Source organism: Marinobacterium sp. YM272, assembly GCF_050908845.1.
Taxonomy (GTDB): Bacteria; Pseudomonadota; Gammaproteobacteria; order Pseudomonadales; family Balneatricaceae; genus Marinobacterium_D.
Map to the genome: position 1 here is coordinate 690,424 of NZ_CP194171.1, position 17,659 is coordinate 708,082.

The following is a 17,659-nucleotide window of genomic DNA, read 5'->3' on the forward strand; positions in this document are numbered from 1 at the left end:
GCGCAGTGTTTTCGGACCATAGAGGGATAAAGATGCCCAGGGACAGATCCAGCCTCAGATTACTGCTGCTGCAGATTCGGGACGGTGCTCAGGTACGGCGGGAGGAGCACCAGAGCTTTGCCAACTACTGTCGCGTAAAGCCGGAGCAGATCGAGGTGTTGAACCTGTTCGACACGCCGGCTGTGCGCCCCGATGCGGCCGAGGGGTATGATGCACTGCTCGTGGGCGGCGCCAGTGAAGCCAACGTGCTGGAGCCGGAGAAATACCCCTTCGTCGAGAATGCCAAGGCGCTGTTGCTCAGCAGCCTGGAGAGGGACCAGCCGGTGTTTGCCTCCTGCTTTGGCTTCCAGCTTGCGGTGCTGGCGCTGGGCGGCAGGATCAGACACAAAGACCAGGGCTTCGAGATGGGCACTCTGCCGATCTCCCTGACCCTTGCCGCCGGCAAGGACCCGCTGTTCTGGGATATGCCCGACCCCTTCATGGCAGTGTCGGTACATCGCCAGTATGCCACCGAACTGCCGAAGCGCTGTCAGGTGCTGGCGCTGACCGATGCGTGCATCCATGCCTTCAAAGTGAAAGACCGCCGCTTCTGGGCATTCCAGTTTCATCCGGAGGTGGATAAAAAGATCCTGGTTGAGCGGCTGACCTACTACAAAGCTCACTACACCGACGGCGACGACCATCTCGACCAGGTGCTGGCCTGTGCGCAGGAAACCCCCGAGTCCAACGCGCTGATGACGGCATTTGTCGATCGCGTTTTATTGGCCTGAGTTATTGGTCTGAACGCTTGGCCCGAGCCCGCCTCCGGTCACTGGGACAGGGCTTCAGACGCCTGGGTGTGTGCCTCGCTTGAACAGTAGAGTGCATCATCCAGCGCAGTACGGATCAGGTGTTTCTCCTGCTCTTCGATCTGCCGCAGTGAATCGCTGACATGGCGCACATGGGCCATGGCGGCCTTGCGGGCCCAGCGGGCCTGGCGGCTGATCACCGCGTGATAGATCTGGCGGTGGTGCTTGTCGATCTGCTGTTTGAAAGCGCGGCGGTGGTTCAGGTTGGCCACCGAGGCCTGCACCGAGTTCAGCATCAATCCTTTCAGGCTGTTCAGCACATGCACCAGTACCGGGTTGTGGGAGGCCTCGACGATGGCGCGGTGAAACGCATGGTCGAGTTCGGCGTTGGTGAGCGGATCGGCCGCCTCCATCGCGTCGAACGCTTTGCGGATCTTGTACTGATCCTGCTCTGTGGCCCGTTCTGCTGCCAGTTCAGCGGCCTGGCCCTCCAGTTGCTCGCGCACTTCAAACAGGTCGTACAGGGTACGGGCGTTATCGGAAAACGCCAGCATCAGGGGGCTGGTCTCTTCGATGGGTGGGACTGCGCAGGCGACGAAGGAGCCCTTGCCATGGCGGGTTTCAATCATGCCGCGACCATGCAGCTCGTGCAGCGCCTCGCGCACGATGGTCCGGGAGACACCGAGCCGGGCGGCGAGCTGACGTTCGGAGGGCATCTTGGTTTCAGGGGCGAGGGTGCCGTCAAGAATCATCTGCTCAAGATGGGTCGCGATCGACTGAGCAGTGGATAAGCTCTGTGGTTTATTCATTCTTCCTACTGGTTGGACCAGTTATTTTTATTGTCGGTCAAAGAGCGTCGCATATTAGCGGCGCCTTAATAAATATCGGCTATTCCTGCCTCAGCGTCCACAGGAGGGCGTGAAAAACTGGTCCAACCAGTTGCGCCTTCGCTGGACGCAGCCGCAACTCTCGGTAAATCTTCCTGCGCACACCGCCGGAGAGCCGCGTCTGTTGGCGTGTTTCGGGGGTGTCTGTCTCACCCAGCGTTCCAGTTCAGTTCCAGATAATAAAAATTATGGAGAGTGAATATGAACAAAGAAGACCTTCGCAGCCCGGAAACCGGCAAACGGCCGCGGCGTGCGTTTCTCAAGTCCGTCGCGCTAGCCGGCGCGGCTGTCGCAGGTACCTCAATGATGGCGGCCACACCGGCGCAGGCTGCCCAGACCTGGAAAATCCAGTCTGTCTGGGATGCCGGTACCGTGGGCTACACCCTGTTTGAGGAGTGGTGCAACGAGATGGAGGAGAAGACCAACGGTGAGTTGATCTTCAAGCCCTTCCCGGCCAAATCGGTAGCGGCGGATAACAACGCTCTGTTTGATGCGGTGCGTAACGGGGTGCTGCAGGGGATGAACCCCTTCACCCTCTACTGGTCGGGCAAGATTCCGGCCTCCGTATTCCTCTCATCCTACCCGGCAGGCCCGGACCAGCCGCACCAGTGGGACACCATGTTCTATTCGCTGGGGATGCTGGAAAAAACCCGCGAGATCTACAAGAAATTCGGTCTTTTCTACGTGGGTCCGATCCAGCATGACGCCAACATCATCCACTCCAAAAAACCGGTCAGCAGCCTGGATGACCTCAAGGGCATGAAGGTCCGTCTGCCGGGCGGCATGGTCGCCGAGGTATTCCAGCAGTTCGGTGTCTCCACCGTCAGTCTGCCGGGTTCGGATATCTTCCCGGCCCTGGAGAAGGGCACCATCGATGCGGCGGACTATGTAGGTCCGGCGGTTAACTGGGAACTGGGCTTCTCCCAGGTCACCGATTACATCCTGTTTGGCCCGCCAGGGGTGATGTCGATCTACCAGCCGGTGGATCTGATGGACCTGACTGTGAACCTGCGTTCCTGGAACAATCTCGATCCCAAGATCCAGGCGATCGTCGAGGAGCAGGTACGCAGCTACTCCCAGCGCCACTACCTGATGATCCAGAAGCGCAATATCGAGGCGATGGATAAGTTCAGGGAGGCGGGCGATACCGTCACCCGTCTGAGTCAGGAGGATCTGGAGCGGTTCCGTAAGGCGGCCATTCCGGTCTGGTACAAGTGGGCCAACAAGGATGAGGATGCGCGGGAGATCTTCGATCTGCAGTTGAAGTACATGATGAACGATACCGTCGGCTATATCACCGAGGAGGATATCGAGGGGATGGAGTAATCCGCCCGGCTTGAACCTTAAGGGGGAGCCGGTCTCCCCCGCTCTCTTACCTGTGTAGTTATGAGGTAGTCGATCATGTCCGATCTCGAAGGCTTCGGCTTTGTCCTTCCGCACTGGCTCTACTGGGGCTGGCTGGCGGTAATGCCGCTGATCATGATGGCGCTGAACAGACGCGCCGAAAAACGTAAGGGGCATCTGGCCGAGTCACACCCGATCATGGGCGAAGTGCAGGCGGATGAAGACCCGATCATTCATACCCATTACAAGGGTAACGCTCTGACACGGCTGATTGACTGGACCAGCGAAAAATCGGGTGTCTTTGTCTCGTTCTGGACCATCAATGCCGTCTGTTTCTATTTCTACGAAGTGATCATGCGTTACTTCTTCAATATGCCGACCATCTGGGTCCACGAGGCGAGCTTCCTGCTGCTCGGGATGCAGTATCTGCTGGCGGGTGCCTACACCCTGCTGGAAGGTGGGCATGTGCGGGTAGATGTCATGTACAACCTGCTGCCGGAGCGTGGCCGGGTGGGCATGGATATCTTCACTTCAATGTTCTTTTTCATCTTCACACTGGCGCTGGCCGGCACCTCCTGGACCTTCTTCAAGGATTCCTTCGGTATGGGCGAAACCACCGTGGAAACCTGGGGCATCCAGTACTGGCCGGTGAAGGGAATGATGCTGCTTGGCTCGGTGCTGATCGTGCTTGCCGGTATATCAAAGCTGATTAAAGACATTGCACTGTTCGTGCGTATGGGCCGGGAGGGTGCACAATGAGCGCTACTACTGCAGATACCAAAGCTCATCATCCGGCACAGCACCCCAAACCGCTGAGCGGTGTGCTGGGCACCTGGTTGATGATTATTGCCACCTGTGGTCTGGGCTTTGTGATGTTGGTCGAAATGATCAATATCCTGTTCTATGACCCCTACGGTGATGAGTACTTCCTGTTCCGCCTGGCGGGCGTCCTCGGCAATGTGGACATAGGCCCGCTGACCTACCTGATGTTCGGATCCCTGCTGGTGGCCTTGATGATGGGGCTGCCACTGGCCTTCGTGACCGGTGGTCTGGGCGTCATGTTCATCTATCTGGTGGGCGATGCGATGATGTTGAACATCATCCCGGGCCGTATCTTCCCGATGATGACCAACTCTGACCTGGCCGCGATCCCGCTGTTCATCTTCATGGCCTCCATGCTTGAGCGTGCCGGCCTGATCGAGGAGATGTTCAATGTGGTCTACAAGTGGATGGGCGGTCTCAGTGGTGGCCTGGCCACGGCAACGATCATCGCCTCCACGATCCTGGCGGCCATGGTGGGCGTTATCGGCGCGGCCGTGGTGACCATGGGTATCATTGCGCTGCCGGCGATGCTGAAGCGTAATTACGACCACCAGATCGCGCTCGGCTCGATCATGGCGGGCGGTACCCTGGGTATCCTGATACCGCCGTCGATCCTCGCTATCCTCTATGCGGTGGTGGCGCAGCAGTCGGTGGGCGAACTCTACCTGGGTGCCGTGGTACCGGGCCTGCTGCTCTCCGGCATGTATATCGCCTACGTGCTGATCCGCACCATGCTCAATCCGAAACTGGGGCCGCCGGTACCGATGGAAGAGCGTATCTCCTTCACCGGAAAGCTGATGCTGCTGAAGGACCTGATTGCGCCGATCGTGCTGGTGATGCTGGTACTGGGTCTGCTGTTCGGTGGCGTTGCAACGCCGGTGGAAGCGGCGGGTATCGGCTCCTTCGGTGCGGTGCTGGTGGCCTGGAAACACGGCTCCTTCTCGGTGCGCGCGCTGCGTGAGGCGTCGGTGACCACCGCCAAGGCATCCGCCATGGTGCTGTGGATCATGTTCGGGGCCTCGGTGTTCGTCGGCTTCTACATCCTCCAGGGTGGCCAGGCGTTTATCACCGAAACCATTCTCGGAACCGGCCTTTCCGCCTACGGCATCCTGTTCCTGCTGATGGTGCTGCTGGTGATCCTCGGCATGTTCCTGGACTGGGTGGGTATCCTGCTGCTGGCGGTGCCGATCTTCATCCCGATCGTGCAGGCGCTGGAGTTCGATGGTCTGTTCGGCCTGCCGGCGGTGCCGGGTGAGGATGTGGTGCTCTGGTTCGGCGTGCTCTACCTGGTCAACATGCAGATGTCCTTCCTCAGCCCGCCGTTCGGATACGCCCTGTTCTATATCCGCGGTGTCTGCCCGCCGGAAATTTCCATGGCGACGATCTTCCGTTCATCGCTGGTGTTCCTGGCATTGCAGGCCACAGGGTTGATCCTCTGTATCCTGTTCCCGGCGCTGATCACCTGGCTGCCCAGCCTGGTATACGGCTGACGCTAAGCCGCTGACAGGCGGGGCCCAATTAGCTAAGTACATAAGTAGCTAAGTAGAGACTGGCCCCGCCCAATATCCGCATCTAGTCATCGTTAAAGCGAGATCATGATCATGAGTAATCGAATTCAGGCGGGTAGCCTGCAGGTTGATGCCGCCCTTTATCAGCTGATTGAAGATGAAATCGCGCCGGGTACGGGCGTGGATCCACAAACGTTCTGGCACGCTTTTGAAGCGATCCTCAAGGATTTGGGACCGAAAAACCGTGACCTGCTGAAGAAACGTGATGATCTGCAGGCACAGATCGATGACTGGCACCGCGAGCACAAGGCGGAGCCGTTCAATGTGGATAACTACATGGCGTTTCTGCGCCAGATCGGTTACCTGCTGCCGGAGGGTGCGCCGTTTACGGTCAGCACCCAGGGAGTGGATGTGGAGATCGCCCAGGTGGCCGGGCCGCAGCTGGTGGTGCCCTGCAGTAACGCCCGCTTCGCGCTGAACGCCGCCAATGCACGCTGGGGCAGCCTCTACGATGCGCTGTACGGCACCGATGTGATCGACGAGAGCAATGGCTGCGAGAAAACCGCCAAGTTCAATCCCGAGCGGGGCAAGAAGGTGATCGAGTGGGCAGCACGCTTCCTTGATAGCGTTGCGCCGCTGAACGAGGGCTCACACACCCGTGTTGCCGAATACCGCCTGCATACCGAAAAGGGCCGCATGGTGCTGTCGATGGTGCTCGATAACGGTGAGGTGACCGGGCTGTCCGATCCGACCTGCTTTGCCGGCTATCACGAGGAGGGCGCGTCGTTCGGCGTGTTGCTGCGCAATAACGGCCTCCACGTGGAGCTGCAGATCGACCCGGGCCATCCGGTGGGGCAGCTTTCACCGGCCTCGGTGAAGGATATCCTGATGGAATCCGCCATGAGCACCATCATCGACTGCGAGGATTCGGTGGCGGCGGTGGATGCCGAGGACAAGGTCGCGGTCTACCGCAACTGGCTCGGCCTGATGATGGGCACGCTGGAGGATACCTTCAATAAGGGCGGCCGTCAGATGACACGCCGGCTGCACGCTGACCGCACCTATTCTGCGCCGGATGGCGGTGCCCTGACACTGCATGGCCGCAGCCTGCTGCTGGTGCGCAACGTGGGTCATCTGATGACCACCGATGCGGTGCTCGATGGCGAGGGCAACGAAGTGCCGGAAGGCTTCCTCGATGCCATGGTAACTACCCTCTGCGCCATCCACGATCTGAAGGGGCAGGGCCGCTATCGCAACACTCGCCGGGGCAGCATCTATATCGTCAAACCGAAGATGCATGGCCCGGAAGAGGCTGCATTGACCAACGAGCTGTTCGGTCGTGTCGAGCAGGCGCTGTCGCTGCCCGCCAATACGCTGAAAGTGGGCGTGATGGATGAGGAGCGCCGCACCTCCGCCAACCTGAAAGAGACCATGCGCGCCGTCAGCGAGCGCCTCTTCTTCATCAACACCGGCTTCCTTGACCGCACAGGCGATGAGATCCACACCTGCATGGAGGGCGGCCCGGTGCTGCCCAAGGATGCGATCAAGGCGGAGCCCTGGATCCTCGCCTACGAGGATCGCAACGTCGATGCCGGCCTCGCCTGCGGGCTCGAAGGCGTGGCCCAGATAGGCAAGGGGATGTGGGCGATGCCGGACGAGATGGCGCGGATGATGGGCGCCAAGCTGGCGCATCCCCAGGCCGGCGCCAACTGCGCCTGGGTGCCGTCGCCCACCGCGGCCACGCTACACGCCACTCACTATCACCAGGTGGATGTGCACCAGCGTCAGCATGAGCTGGCCGGCCGTGCCGAAGCGCCCATCGAGCAGCTGCTGACACCGCCGCTGCTGGGTGATACCCAGCTGACGCCGGAGCAGATCCAGAACGAACTTGATAACAACGTGCAGGGGATTCTTGGCTACGTGGTGCGCTGGGTCGGCCAGGGCATCGGCTGCTCCAAGGTGCCGGATATCCACAACGTGGGTCTGATGGAGGATCGCGCCACCCTGCGTATCTCCAGCCAGCACCTGGCCAACTGGCTGCAGCACGGCATCTGCACCGACGATCAGGTCGGCGACACGCTGAAGCGGATGGCCAAAGTTGTGGATAAGCAGAACGCCGGTGATCCCGCCTATGAGCCGATGGCGCCGGATCTGGATAGCAGCATCCCGTTCCAGGCCGCCTGCGATCTGATCTTCAAGGGCTGTGACCAGCCCAACGGTTACACCGAGCCGCTGCTGCACGCACATCGACGGGCGCAGAAAGCCAAACACTAACTTTCGCGATACAGGTATCAACATGCTAACGATAAAAAGACTGGACCTGCAGGATGCGCGGCTGCTGATGGAGGGCGCCTGCGCCAAGGCGCGGGAGATCGGCGTACCGATGTGTATCGCCGTGGCCGACGAGTCCGGCAATCTGGTGAGCTTTGAGCGCATGAACGGTGGCAAGATCACCAGTGTCACCATCGCCCAGGACAAGGCATACACCGCCGCGGCGGCGAAAAAAGCCACCCACGAATACAACGAAAAGTGTGTGCCGGGCAGTCTGGTGTTCGGTATCCACACCTCCATGGGTGGGCGTCTCTGCGTCGTCGGCGGTGGTCTGCCTGTAGAGGTGGATGGCCAGGTGGTCGGCGGTATTGGCCTGAGTTCCGGTACGCCACAGCAGGATATGGAGTGTGCCCAGGCCGGAATCGACCACTTTCTGCGGGTGAAAGCCGGCGTCTGAAGACTCTGGGGGAACAACAATGAATGATGCCGGACAACGGATCGATCGCGAGGCGCTGGCGCAGCAGTTCCGCCAGTTTATCGATCCCGACTATGTGATCAGCGACGACGAGACACTCAAGCCCTACGAGTGTGACGGCCTGTCCGTTTACTGCGAAAAGCCGATGCTGGTGGTGCTGCCGGAAACGGTGGAGCAGGCGCAGCAGGTGCTGCGTATCTGTCACCAGCAGGGTGTACCGGTTGTGGCCCGTGGCGCCGGTACCGGCCTCTGTGCCGGTGCCATGCCACACCCCGAGGGGGTGGTGCTGTCGATGGCCAAGTTCAACCGCATACTGGAGATCGATACCCTGGCCAGGGCCGCCAGGGTGCAGCCCGGCGTGCGCAACCTGGCGATCAGCGAGGCGGCGGGCAAGCACGGCCTCTACTACGGACCCGATCCCTCGTCCCAGATCGCCTGCACCATCGGTGGCAACGTGGCGGAGAACTCCGGGGGCGTGCACTGCCTGAAATACGGCCTGACGGTGCATAACCTGCTCAGCGTCGATCTGCTGACCGTGGAGGGTGAACGCCTGACGCTGGGAAGCGAAGGGCTCGACAACTGCGGCATGGACCTGATGGCGCTGATGACCGGCTCCGAGGGACTGCTCGGTATCGTGACCGAGGTGCGCGTCAAACTGCTGCCCAAGCCGGAGGTGGCGCAGGTGGTGATGGCCGGTTTCGACTCGGTACAGACCGCCGGTGATGCGGTGGGTGCGATTATCGCCGAGGGCATTATCCCCGGCGGGCTGGAGATGATGGACAGCCATGCCATCGTCGCCGCCGAAGCCTTTGCCAAGGCCGGTTATCCCACCGAAGCCCAGGCTCTGCTGCTGTGCGAGGTGGACGGTACTGCAGAGGAGGTTCACGAGCATATCGATGCGGTAGAGAGCCTGTTCAAGCGGCTTGGCGCCACCTCGGTACGAACCTCCTACAACGAGGAGGAGCGCGCACGACTGTGGCAGGGGCGCAAGTCGGCGTTCCCGGCGGTGGGGCGTATCTCACCCGATTACTACTGCATGGACGGTACCATTCCCCGCGGCCAGCTGGCCCATGTGCTCACCGAGATGGACCGCAAATCGGAACAGGTGGGCCTCAGGGTCGCCAACGTCTTTCATGCCGGGGATGGCAACCTGCACCCGCTGATTCTGTTTGATGCCAACGTGCCGGGCGAGCTGGAAAAAACCGAAGCCTTCGGTGCCTGGATTCTTGAGCTCTGTGTCGAGGTGGGCGGCTGTATCACCGGTGAGCACGGTGTTGGCGTGGAGAAGATCCGCCAGATGCCGGCACAGTTTAACGACCGTGAACTGGAGCAGTTTCACCGTATCAAGGCGGCCTTCGACCCACAGGGAACGCTGAACCCCGGCAAGGGGATTCCCACCCTGCGTCAATGCCAGGAGTACCGCTCGCTGGATAAAGATATAGAGCCCAATGCTGGAGCTGCGAACCAGCTTCATGCGCATGATCACCAGTCGGGAGGGCATCACCATGGCTGATATCACAAGCCAGTTGGTCGAGCAGGTGTTGAACGCCGGCAGTCAGAAACAGTCGCTGCGGATCCTGGGCGGTGGCAGCAAAGCCTTTATGGGCCGGGCGGTTGATAACTCAATTCCCGAACTGAGTCTGAGAGAGCATAGCGGCATTGTCAGCTATCACCCGGTAGAGCTGGTACTGACCGCCCGCGCCGGAACGCCGCTGACAGAACTGGAAGCCGCCCTGGCCGAGAACAACCAGATGCTTGCCTTCGAACCGCCGCGTTTTTCGGGTGGCGAGGGAGAGGGCTCAACCCTGGGCGGCACCCTGGCCTGCCACCTGTCCGGTCCGGGCCGGCCCTGGTCCGGCTCGGTGCGTGATCATGTGCTCGGCATCCGGCTGATCAACGGCTACGGCGAACACCTGCGCTTTGGCGGCCAGGTGATGAAAAACGTGGCCGGTTACGACCTGTCCCGGCTGCAGGCCGGCGCCCTGGGGACCCTGGGCGTGATCACCGAGATCAGTCTCAAGGTGCTGCCCAAACCGGCTTCCAGCCGCACCCTGGTCAGTGACTGCGAGCTGGACGAGGCGGTGTCGATCATGAACCGCAGGGCCGGCGAGCCGAAGCCGCTGACGGCGGCCTGCTGGCTCGATAACAAACTCTATCTGCGCCTCTCCGGCGCCCATTCAGCGGTTGATGCCACAGCGGCCCAGTGGGGCGGTGACGAGCTGGATGGGGCGGACCGCTTCTGGCAGCAGCTGCGTGATCAGCAGCTGGAGTTCTTCTGCTCCGATCAGCCGCTGTGGCGTTTTTCTGTCAACCCCAGCGCACGTATGCCGGCGCTTTCCGGTCAGTGGCTGGTGGACTGGGGCGGTGCTCAGCGCTGGTATCGGGGCGAGGCGACGTTTGGTGATATGGAGAGCATCGCCAAAGACGCCGGTGGGCAGGTCAGCCTGTACCGGGGCGGCGATCGCACCGGAGAAGTTATGCACAGGCCGTCGCCGGCAGAACAGGCGCTGCAACAGCGGTTGAAACAGGCATTTGATCCGGACGGATTGTTTAATCCGGGCCGGCTCTATAGCTGGATGTAGGTCGATATGAAAACCGAGATTCTGCAAATCTATCAGGCGAGACCCGAAGGCCAGGAGGCGGAAGAGATTCTGCGTACCTGTGTGCACTGCGGCTTCTGCACCGCCACCTGTCCTACCTATCAGGAGCTGAACGACGAGCGCGATGGTCCCCGTGGCCGGATCTATCTGATCAAGCAGCTGCTGGAAACCGGCGAGGTTACGGAAAAGACCCGTACCCACCTGGACCGCTGCCTGACCTGCCGCAGCTGCGAGACCACCTGTCCGTCTGGTGTGCAGTATGGCCGCCTGGTGGATATCGGCCGTGGCCTGGTGGAGGAAAAGCTGGAGCGTCCGACCAAAGAGAAGCTGATGCGCTGGGGGCTGCGCAAGGTGTTGCCCTATCCGGGTCGGTTCGGTCCGCTGATGAAAATGGGGCAGCTGTTCCGCCCGCTGCTGCCGGACCCGCTCAAGGCCAAGGTACCACCCAGGCGGGAGGCCTCGCCCTGGCCGTCGCACCGTCATCCGCGGGTGATGCTGGCGCTGGCGGGCTGTGCCCAGTCATCAGCGGCACCCAATACCAACGCGGCGGCAGCACGGGTGCTGGACCGGCTGGGAATAACGCTGGCGGAGGCGGCTCAAACCTCTAAGGTAAAGGCCGGTTGTTGCGGCGCGGTGAGCTATCACCTGTCGGCGCATGACGAAGGGCTCGACTTTATGCGGCGTAATATCGACGCCTGGTGGCCCGCCATCGAGGCGGGCTGCGAAGCGATCGTCATGACCGCCTCCGGCTGCGGCGCCATGGTACAGGAGTACGGTCACCTGCTACGTAAGGATCCCGATTATGCGGAGAAGGCCAAGAGGGTCAGCGAGCTGACCAAAGATCTTTCCGAGGTGCTGCTGGGTGAGGACTTGAGCAGCCTGAAGGTGGATCGCGGTGCAGGTAAGATCGCCGTGCACTGCCCCTGCACCCTGCAGCATGCCATGAAGCAGGGCGGCAGCGTCGACAGGGTGCTTAAGGCGGCGGGATTTGAGCTGGCCGAAACCGAGGACAAACACCTCTGTTGCGGCTCTGCCGGCACCTATTCGGTGCTGCAGCCGGCCATGAGCCAGCGCCTGTTAAAAAACAAGATCAAGGCGCTGACCGGCGATGGCCCGGCAAAGATCGTCACCGCCAATATCGGCTGCCAGCTGCATCTGGAAACCAAGGCGCCGGTGCCGGTGCAGCACTGGATCGAGCTGCTCGATACCAGCGATTAGCAGGGCGTTGAAAATCGTTTTCGAGGCAGCCGAGGCAAGCGGTTCGCCGCCCGGGCCAAAACAGGCGAAAAAGCGGAGTTTAGTAAACTAAATGAGCATATTACTCGCTCCGCTCGCCCCTACGGGGCCGCACTAAAGTGCGTTCAGACAAAGCCTGTGAGCCTGTTTTTAACGCGGTATTCGGCAACGCAGAAAGTTTTTCAACGTCCTGTCAGGCGTGCGTGGACTCGAAAATCTTGTCCGCATTACCCTCGATAAAGCCCTGAAACAGCTGTCCCGGCGACTCTTCGTAGCGCCGGGCAAACTCGTAGAAACAGCTCGGCACCCGATGGGTCTCCCCGTCGGGGAAGGTCACCGCGATACGGTCGGCCAGCGTTGATGACTGTTCAAGCAGTACCGCTGCAGAGCCCTTTATCTCGCCACCCACAGCATTCAGGGCATAGCCGTTGCTTTTCAGCAGGTGGTTGACTGATTCCAGGGTGTGCAGGGTTTCCAGGTGATTCACACTCACCGTGAAGTGGTTGGCGCGCAGCCCCAGTACCGACAGCCAGGCGGCGTATTCGCTTTCTTCCCTCAGCGCCTTGTAAGCGTCGTAGCTGGGCATGGCCCAGAGTCGCCCGCGCCAGAATATCTCCGGGTCCTCGGCGGAATCCTCGGGAATCTGCGCGATCAGGGTGTGGATAATCGCCTGGTCCCGTTCGGACAGCTGCTCGAACTCCAGCTCGCTGAGAAAGATCTTTGGTGCCTGCGCATCTGTCTGGTGCTGGTAGGCCCGCGCGCGCAGCTTTTTGCTCTCGAAGCGGTACTGGGCAGCGGCCCGGTAGCCGAGCTGCTCGAGCCTGGGCTGCAGACGATCCAGTGACACCGGGCTGCGGGCGAAGGTCCGAAACGCCACATGGTCGTTGACGATGGTTTCGCCACGCTCGATAAACAACTGCTGTATCGCGTCTGCCTGTGGCGCGATCTGTACGTAATCGCGCCACAGGTGTTGGAAGAACTGATTATGGTTCATAGCGCACCTCCCCCCGGAAAGCCGGGCTTTGCGGTTCTCCCATAATCCAAGGGTAGAGGTCGGCAGGCGGTCTGTCGAAAAAGGCTAGCGGATGCCCAGCACCTCGAAGCGGCCCTGCAGCTGAAGATCGATCTGGACGTTTTCGCCGCTGTCATTGCGCCAGTACCAGCCATGGCTGCCGTCGAACGGCGCGGTCAGGGTGCCTTCCAGAGCGGACAGATCACCGAGGGCATAGCTTTCAAAGTAGCCGGAGGTATCACCTGCAGGCTCGCCATGAAAATCGACGTGAATTGGCTGTCCGGTGGTCTGCCACTGGTATGCCAGCTTATCGCCTTTGGCGATCTGCAGCTTGTACTCCATCTCTTCGCCGGCTGGCAGCTCCAGTGTGACCTGGTGCTGTGCATAGCGGCCCGCGGGGCTAACCTTTTCGGTAGCTTGCGGGGGCGTCTGCGCCAGTGCGGTCAGCCCGGTGAGTTCACCGAAGCCGGTGGGATCGATGCCGAACTCCGCCGGCAGGATAACCGTGGCCAGAACCAGGGCGGCGGCACCGCTGGCCAGGCACCAGGCTGTTGTCAGTGTTTCCTGGGAGGGATGAGAGACAGGGGAGGTTGCTGGATCCGACATGATGGGTCCTCAGGAGAGATAGTAGCCGGTGAGCTGATAGCCGGTGAGCATCAGGCCAAGGCTGATCAGGGCGGTGTTGGTCGTAAACGCAAAGCGAGAAAAGCCGGGCAGCCGGCGCCACTGGCTGATCAGCATCAGGATTAGCAGCAGTGCGGCCAGTTGTCCGAGCTCAACGCCGACATTGAACGCCAGCAGGTTGGCGATCATTCCGTCGCCGTCATTGATCAGTTGCTGCAGTTTGGTGGCCAGGCCAAAGCCGTGGAAGAGACCGAATATCAGCACCGCGATCCGGGTATCGGGCTGGTAACCGAAAATGCGTTTGAAACCACCGAGGTTATCGAACCCCTTGTAGACCACCGAAAGACCGATGATGGCGTCAATCAGCCAGGGGTTGATCCGTATCTCGTTCAGGGTGCCGTACAGCAGGGTGAGGCTGTGCCCCAGCGTAAACAGGCTCACATAGAGCAGAATCTCGCGACGCCGGTAAAGAAAAAAGATTACCCCGGTCAAAAAAAGCAGATGGTCGTAGCCGGTGACCATATGTTTGGCGCCGATATAGATAAACGGCAGGATCGCCTGCCCGCTCTGGGAACTGAGAAATGTTTTTGACGCTTCATCGACGCCGTGGGCCTGGCTCAGCGTACTGATCAGCAGACCCGCCAGCAGAGTCGCCAGTTTTAACGGGGTTAGAGCGGTTTTCATGGCAGTTCCGGTACAACGCTTTGCGCTCAGCCTAGCGAGTCCGTCTGGATGCGAAAATGCCACTCTGGGTGTGAACAGGCTGCACTTTGGTAGTGATTCCTGGGTTCGTCTACCCGGCGCAGCCGGCTGCCTCGAACAGGCGATGAGAATGGCGCGGCGTTCATGAGCCGGGATGCTGTATGGAACCTGCGTTCCGCGATACTAGGTATCCGAACTGGCAATTAGTCAAATCCTTGCGCGCACTTTAGCCTGATACTCGCCTTGTTAATAAAAAACGGTAAATAACATGCATGACGAGAAACCTGTCCTGATCGTGGGAGGGGGTATTGCCGGCCTTTGCGCCGCGATAGCGCTACGCCGGCAAGGGCTTGAGGTCGAGCTGGTGGAGATCCGTTCGCAGTGGAAGGTCCCTGGTGTGGGTATCATCCAGCAAAACAATGTGGTGCGCGAGATGGCGCGTCTCGGTGTGCTTGATGCTTATCTCGGCGCCGGTTTTGCCTTCGACGATGTTGCTCTTTATGACGCTAAGGGCGTGCAGACCGCACGTCTCCCCGGCCGGCGGCTCGCGGGCCCCGAATATCCGGCGAATGTGGGTATTTCTCGCCTTGCGCTGCATCGCGTGCTGTATGCAACCGCCACCGGCCTCGGTGCACGCATTCGGATGGGCGTGACGGTTGCCGACTGCCACGAAACTGCGGATGCAGTGGTGGCACGTTTTACCGATGGCGGTCAGGGACGCTACGCGCTGGTTGTCGGCGCCGATGGTATCTACTCGAAGATTCGTCAGCTGCTCTTCGGGGATCGTTACCAGCCGGGATTTACCGGGCAGGCGGTGTGGCGCCACAACTTTGCGCGCCGGCCGGAAATCGACCATCTGGCGGTTTTTTCGGGTGCTAACGGTAACGCCGGGCTGGTACCGGTTTCCGACGAGTTGATGTACTTGTTTCTTACCTCGTACGAAGGTGACAAGCCGTGTATCGGTGAAACTGGGTTGGCAAGTCGTATGAAGGCGCATCTTGAGGGATTTGGCGGTATCGTCGCTGAGCTCGCCGGCCAGATCGTCCGGGATTCCGAGGTGGTCTGCCGCCCGCTGGAAACGGTGTTTGTCGATGAAAACTGGTACCGGGGACGGGTGGTGCTGATCGGCGATGCCGCCCATGCCACCACGCCTCACCTGGGGCAGGGTGCGGGTATGGCGATCGAGGATGCCATAGTGCTGAGTGAAGAATTCGCCGGCGGTGGCAGCCTCGTCACCCGGCTGGAACGATTTATGGCGCGCCGTTTCGACCGTTGCCGATTTATCAGCCAGAAATCCATCTATGCCGGCGAGCGGGAAATGGCCGGTGACCGAAGCTTTGATCGCGCGGCGCTCACCGCGCAGATGCAGCAGCTAACCGCGCAACCGATCTGAATCCCGCTGCAGGGCAGGCCGGGGGAACCGATCCCGGTCCGCTTCCGGCCTGCGCCGACATTCAGGCGCTGTCGCCGGTATCGCCCTCCAGCCCTGACACGGATGAGACAGCCGCAATCGCGCAGCGCTCGTCGTTGTCCGAGGTATCGCCGCTGATGCCAATGGCGCCGAGAACCTCGCCCTGGGCGTTTCGTAACAGCAGGCCGCCCGCGACCGGAACCATATTTCCGCCGGAGAGGTCACTCAGCGCGTTAAAGAACGCCGGCATTTTCTCCGCACGGCGCGCAAGTTCCCGCCCGCCAAACCCCATGCCCAGTACGCTCGAGGCCTTGCCCATGGCGATCTGCGGACGCAGCAGGCTGGCGCGCTCGTCTCTTTTAAGTGTCAGCAGGTGTCCGCCAGCGTCCAGTACGGCGACACAGATCGGCGCCAGTTCAAGCCGGCGCGCTTCTGCGAGCGCTGCGTCTACCAGCGCGGAGGCCATTTCCAGTGTCAGTCTGTTCATCATCGATCTCCTTACATATCTTGCAGCGGGTTGCCTGTAGCGGAGCGTTTGCCAAGTGACATAGCACGTGCCCGGGTGTGAAGTTCGGACCACTTGACGGTGTTGAAATCGCTGACCCGGTTTGGATCGTATCCCGGCACCCTGGACTCGACGCGTCGGCCGCCGAGGAAAACGCCCCTGATACGGTCGCGCTCCTGCAGAATCCTCACATCGTCGAGCGGCGAGCCCTCCACCAGGATGAAGTCTGCCTGCCGTCCGACTTCCAGCGCGCCAACCCTCCTGCTTGCCGGCAGCATTTTCGCTGATACCGAAGTGGCGGCGCGCAGTGCCTCTGCTGGCGTAAAACCGAGCCAGTCGACCAGGATTTCGATCTCCCTTGCGTGCCATTCGCCGTAGGGCGTGATGGCAAACCCCGAGTCACTGCCGGTCATGAAGGGGACACCGGCCTCGTGCGCACGCCTGAGATTGCGACAGCCGATGTCGATGACCCGACGCTGCATCTCGGCGTAGCCCGACCGGGTCGATGCCTCGTAGTCTTCGGCAAACTCGACATTATTGGCCAGCATGGTGAAGGTCGGTGCGAGGTGACTGCCCGACTCCAGGATCGCCTCGATACAGGCCTCATCCAGAAAGAAAGCATGGAAAATGACATCGACGCCGGCGCGGGCGGCGTAGAGCACCGCTTCGCGGCCGTAGGCGTGAACCGCCACCTTTTTCCCCAGGCGGTGAACCTCGTCGACCATGGCGCGGGTTTCGTCCTCGGTGAAAGCGGCGATATGCTCGCCGTTGTCGCGTCGATGAGTGCCATCCATGGCGATTTTTATGACATCGACGCCGTCCTTCGCCTGACGTCGGATTTCGGCGATCTGAGCCTCCCTGGTGGCGCAGAGGCGGCCGGTAAAGTATTCCGGGGTGCCAACCCAGCTTGGGAACCAGTCGTTGAGGCTTTGCCGGTTGGCGATGACATTGCTGCTGGCGGCGATGTGAGGGCCGGTGAACATGCCGGCATCGATGGCGTTGCGTACTGAGATACTGCACTGACCGGCATCGCCCGGAACCACCACCGAGGTGTAACCGGCGGCGAGCACATGCTGGGTAAAGAAGAGTCCGCGTAGTGCACGAAATTCGGGTGATACGTGCAGATCGATATCTTCTTCGCTTTTGGCGTTGCCGAAGACCAGGTGAGTGTGCACATCAATCAGTCCCGGCATCACGAAATGCTGGCCTGCGTCGATCACTTCATCGCCGGGTGCCTGCGCGGGCGCCTCGGCGGCAGGTCCTGTATAGCTGAGCACGCCGTCTTCGATCACCAGGGTCTGGTCGCGGCGGACGTTATCCTCCAGCCCGGTGAACAGCTGCTGACAGAGAACGTGGGTACGTGGCATCTGAAAGATCCTGTTATTTTTTTAGTTTTAGCAGGGTGTTAGGCCGAACCGGATCCGGTTGGTGTTGTGCCAAAGGTTTCGGCCCGCAGGTTCGGTAAGATCGCATC

At 60.7% G+C, this 17,659-nt stretch carries 16 protein-coding genes; 10 read left to right on the top strand and 6 right to left on the bottom strand.

All coding sequences use genetic code 11. The features are described 5' to 3' along the window. Positions 1-32 precede the first annotated feature (32 nt). Positions 33-770: a type 1 glutamine amidotransferase gene (locus ACQUQP_RS03250; RefSeq protein ID WP_432697382.1), complete on the top strand. Its 738-nt coding sequence runs from the start codon at positions 33-35 to the stop codon at positions 768-770. A 38-nt stretch (positions 771-808) separates the two neighbouring features. Here ACQUQP_RS03250 and ACQUQP_RS03255 read toward each other — a convergent pair whose 3' ends face one another. Beyond that, a complete protein-coding gene (locus ACQUQP_RS03255) occupies positions 809-1,597 on the bottom strand; it encodes an FCD domain-containing protein (protein WP_432697383.1) in 789 nt (262 codons plus the stop codon). A gap of 279 nt (positions 1,598-1,876) precedes the next feature. Between ACQUQP_RS03255 and dctP the strand changes: the two genes are divergently transcribed. The 8 genes from dctP (at position 1,877) to glcF (ending at position 11,913) form a co-directional block, all read left to right on the top strand. Then, positions 1,877-3,001, top strand: a complete 1,125-nt coding sequence (gene dctP, locus ACQUQP_RS03260; protein ID WP_432697384.1) for a TRAP transporter substrate-binding protein DctP — start codon at positions 1,877-1,879, stop codon at positions 2,999-3,001. A gap of 75 nt (positions 3,002-3,076) precedes the next feature. Next, positions 3,077-3,778: a TRAP transporter small permease subunit gene (locus ACQUQP_RS03265; protein ID WP_432697385.1), complete on the top strand. Its 702-nt coding sequence runs from the start codon at positions 3,077-3,079 to the stop codon at positions 3,776-3,778. Next, positions 3,775-5,331: a TRAP transporter large permease gene (locus tag ACQUQP_RS03270; RefSeq protein WP_432697386.1), complete on the top strand. Its 1,557-nt coding sequence runs from the start codon at positions 3,775-3,777 to the stop codon at positions 5,329-5,331. Before ACQUQP_RS03265 ends, ACQUQP_RS03270 begins: the two co-directional genes overlap by 4 nt. 111 nt (positions 5,332-5,442) lie before the next feature. After that, positions 5,443-7,623, top strand: coding sequence for a malate synthase G (locus tag ACQUQP_RS03275; protein WP_432697387.1), 2,181 nt, complete (start codon positions 5,443-5,445; stop codon positions 7,621-7,623). A gap of 22 nt (positions 7,624-7,645) precedes the next feature. Then, on the top strand, positions 7,646-8,077 hold the full coding sequence (locus ACQUQP_RS03280; protein ID WP_432697388.1) for a GlcG/HbpS family heme-binding protein: 432 nt from the start codon (positions 7,646-7,648) through the stop codon (positions 8,075-8,077). 19 nt (positions 8,078-8,096) lie between these two features. After that, positions 8,097-9,608 (top strand): FAD-linked oxidase C-terminal domain-containing protein, encoded by a 1,512-nt coding sequence (locus tag ACQUQP_RS03285; protein WP_432697389.1) that lies wholly within the window; start codon positions 8,097-8,099, stop codon positions 9,606-9,608. Continuing rightward, positions 9,601-10,677 (top strand): glycolate oxidase subunit GlcE, encoded by a 1,077-nt coding sequence (gene glcE, locus ACQUQP_RS03290; RefSeq protein WP_432697390.1) that lies wholly within the window; start codon positions 9,601-9,603, stop codon positions 10,675-10,677. Before ACQUQP_RS03285 ends, glcE begins: the two co-directional genes overlap by 8 nt. A gap of 6 nt (positions 10,678-10,683) precedes the next feature. Next, complete coding sequence (glcF, locus tag ACQUQP_RS03295) at positions 10,684-11,913, top strand: glycolate oxidase subunit GlcF (RefSeq protein WP_432697391.1); 1,230 nt, start codon at positions 10,684-10,686, stop codon at positions 11,911-11,913. A 211-nt stretch (positions 11,914-12,124) separates the two neighbouring features. Here glcF and ACQUQP_RS03300 read toward each other — a convergent pair whose 3' ends face one another. The 3 genes from ACQUQP_RS03300 to ACQUQP_RS03310 form a co-directional block, all read right to left on the bottom strand. Further along, on the bottom strand, positions 12,125-12,925 hold the full coding sequence (locus ACQUQP_RS03300) for a DUF1338 domain-containing protein (RefSeq protein WP_432697392.1): 801 nt from the start codon (positions 12,923-12,925) through the stop codon (positions 12,125-12,127). Between the two features lie 84 nt (positions 12,926-13,009). Beyond that, entirely contained in the window at positions 13,010-13,549 is a 540-nt protein-coding gene (locus ACQUQP_RS03305; RefSeq protein ID WP_432697393.1) for a hypothetical protein, read from the bottom strand. A 9-nt stretch (positions 13,550-13,558) separates the two neighbouring features. Further along, the gene (locus ACQUQP_RS03310) at positions 13,559-14,251 is read right to left on the bottom strand and encodes a HupE/UreJ family protein (protein WP_432697394.1); all 693 of its coding nucleotides are present in this window, start codon (positions 14,249-14,251) and stop codon (positions 13,559-13,561) included. 313 nt (positions 14,252-14,564) lie between these two features. Here ACQUQP_RS03310 and ACQUQP_RS03315 point away from each other — a divergent pair, with 313 nt between their 5' ends. Beyond that, positions 14,565-15,662, top strand: a complete 1,098-nt coding sequence (locus tag ACQUQP_RS03315; RefSeq protein ID WP_432697395.1) for an FAD-dependent oxidoreductase — start codon at positions 14,565-14,567, stop codon at positions 15,660-15,662. 61 nt (positions 15,663-15,723) lie between these two features. On the opposite strand, the gene ACQUQP_RS03320 is transcribed toward ACQUQP_RS03315, so the two are convergent. Further along, on the bottom strand, positions 15,724-16,167 hold the full coding sequence (locus ACQUQP_RS03320) for a GlcG/HbpS family heme-binding protein (protein WP_432697396.1): 444 nt from the start codon (positions 16,165-16,167) through the stop codon (positions 15,724-15,726). Positions 16,168-16,178: 11 nt separating this feature from the next. Next, the gene (locus ACQUQP_RS03325) at positions 16,179-17,552 is read right to left on the bottom strand and encodes an amidohydrolase family protein (RefSeq protein ID WP_432697397.1); all 1,374 of its coding nucleotides are present in this window, start codon (positions 17,550-17,552) and stop codon (positions 16,179-16,181) included. Between the last annotated feature and the right edge of the window lie 107 nt (positions 17,553-17,659).

Excerpts from the sequence above, each read along its gene's own strand:
- ACQUQP_RS03265 (WP_432697385.1), top strand. The coding sequence starts at position 3,077 with ATGTCCGATCTCGAAGGCTTCGGCTTTGTCCTTCCGCACTGGCTCTAC.
- glcE (WP_432697390.1), top strand. The coding sequence starts at position 9,601 with ATGGCTGATATCACAAGCCAGTTGGTCGAGCAGGTGTTGAACGCCGGC.
- ACQUQP_RS03305 (WP_432697393.1), bottom strand. The coding sequence starts at position 13,549 with ATGTCGGATCCAGCAACCTCCCCTGTCTCTCATCCCTCCCAGGAAACA.
- dctP (WP_432697384.1), top strand. The coding sequence starts at position 1,877 with ATGAACAAAGAAGACCTTCGCAGCCCGGAAACCGGCAAACGGCCGCGG.
- ACQUQP_RS03270 (WP_432697386.1), top strand. The coding sequence starts at position 3,775 with ATGAGCGCTACTACTGCAGATACCAAAGCTCATCATCCGGCACAGCAC.
- ACQUQP_RS03275 (WP_432697387.1), top strand. The coding sequence starts at position 5,443 with ATGAGTAATCGAATTCAGGCGGGTAGCCTGCAGGTTGATGCCGCCCTT.
- ACQUQP_RS03285 (WP_432697389.1), top strand. The coding sequence starts at position 8,097 with ATGAATGATGCCGGACAACGGATCGATCGCGAGGCGCTGGCGCAGCAG.
- ACQUQP_RS03325 (WP_432697397.1), bottom strand. The coding sequence starts at position 17,552 with ATGCCACGTACCCACGTTCTCTGTCAGCAGCTGTTCACCGGGCTGGAG.
- ACQUQP_RS03280 (WP_432697388.1), top strand. The coding sequence starts at position 7,646 with ATGCTAACGATAAAAAGACTGGACCTGCAGGATGCGCGGCTGCTGATG.
- ACQUQP_RS03250 (WP_432697382.1), top strand. The coding sequence starts at position 33 with ATGCCCAGGGACAGATCCAGCCTCAGATTACTGCTGCTGCAGATTCGG.
- ACQUQP_RS03255 (WP_432697383.1), bottom strand. The coding sequence starts at position 1,597 with ATGAATAAACCACAGAGCTTATCCACTGCTCAGTCGATCGCGACCCAT.
- ACQUQP_RS03320 (WP_432697396.1), bottom strand. The coding sequence starts at position 16,167 with ATGAACAGACTGACACTGGAAATGGCCTCCGCGCTGGTAGACGCAGCG.
- ACQUQP_RS03300 (WP_432697392.1), bottom strand. The coding sequence starts at position 12,925 with ATGAACCATAATCAGTTCTTCCAACACCTGTGGCGCGATTACGTACAG.
- ACQUQP_RS03310 (WP_432697394.1), bottom strand. The coding sequence starts at position 14,251 with ATGAAAACCGCTCTAACCCCGTTAAAACTGGCGACTCTGCTGGCGGGT.
- glcF (WP_432697391.1), top strand. The coding sequence starts at position 10,684 with ATGAAAACCGAGATTCTGCAAATCTATCAGGCGAGACCCGAAGGCCAG.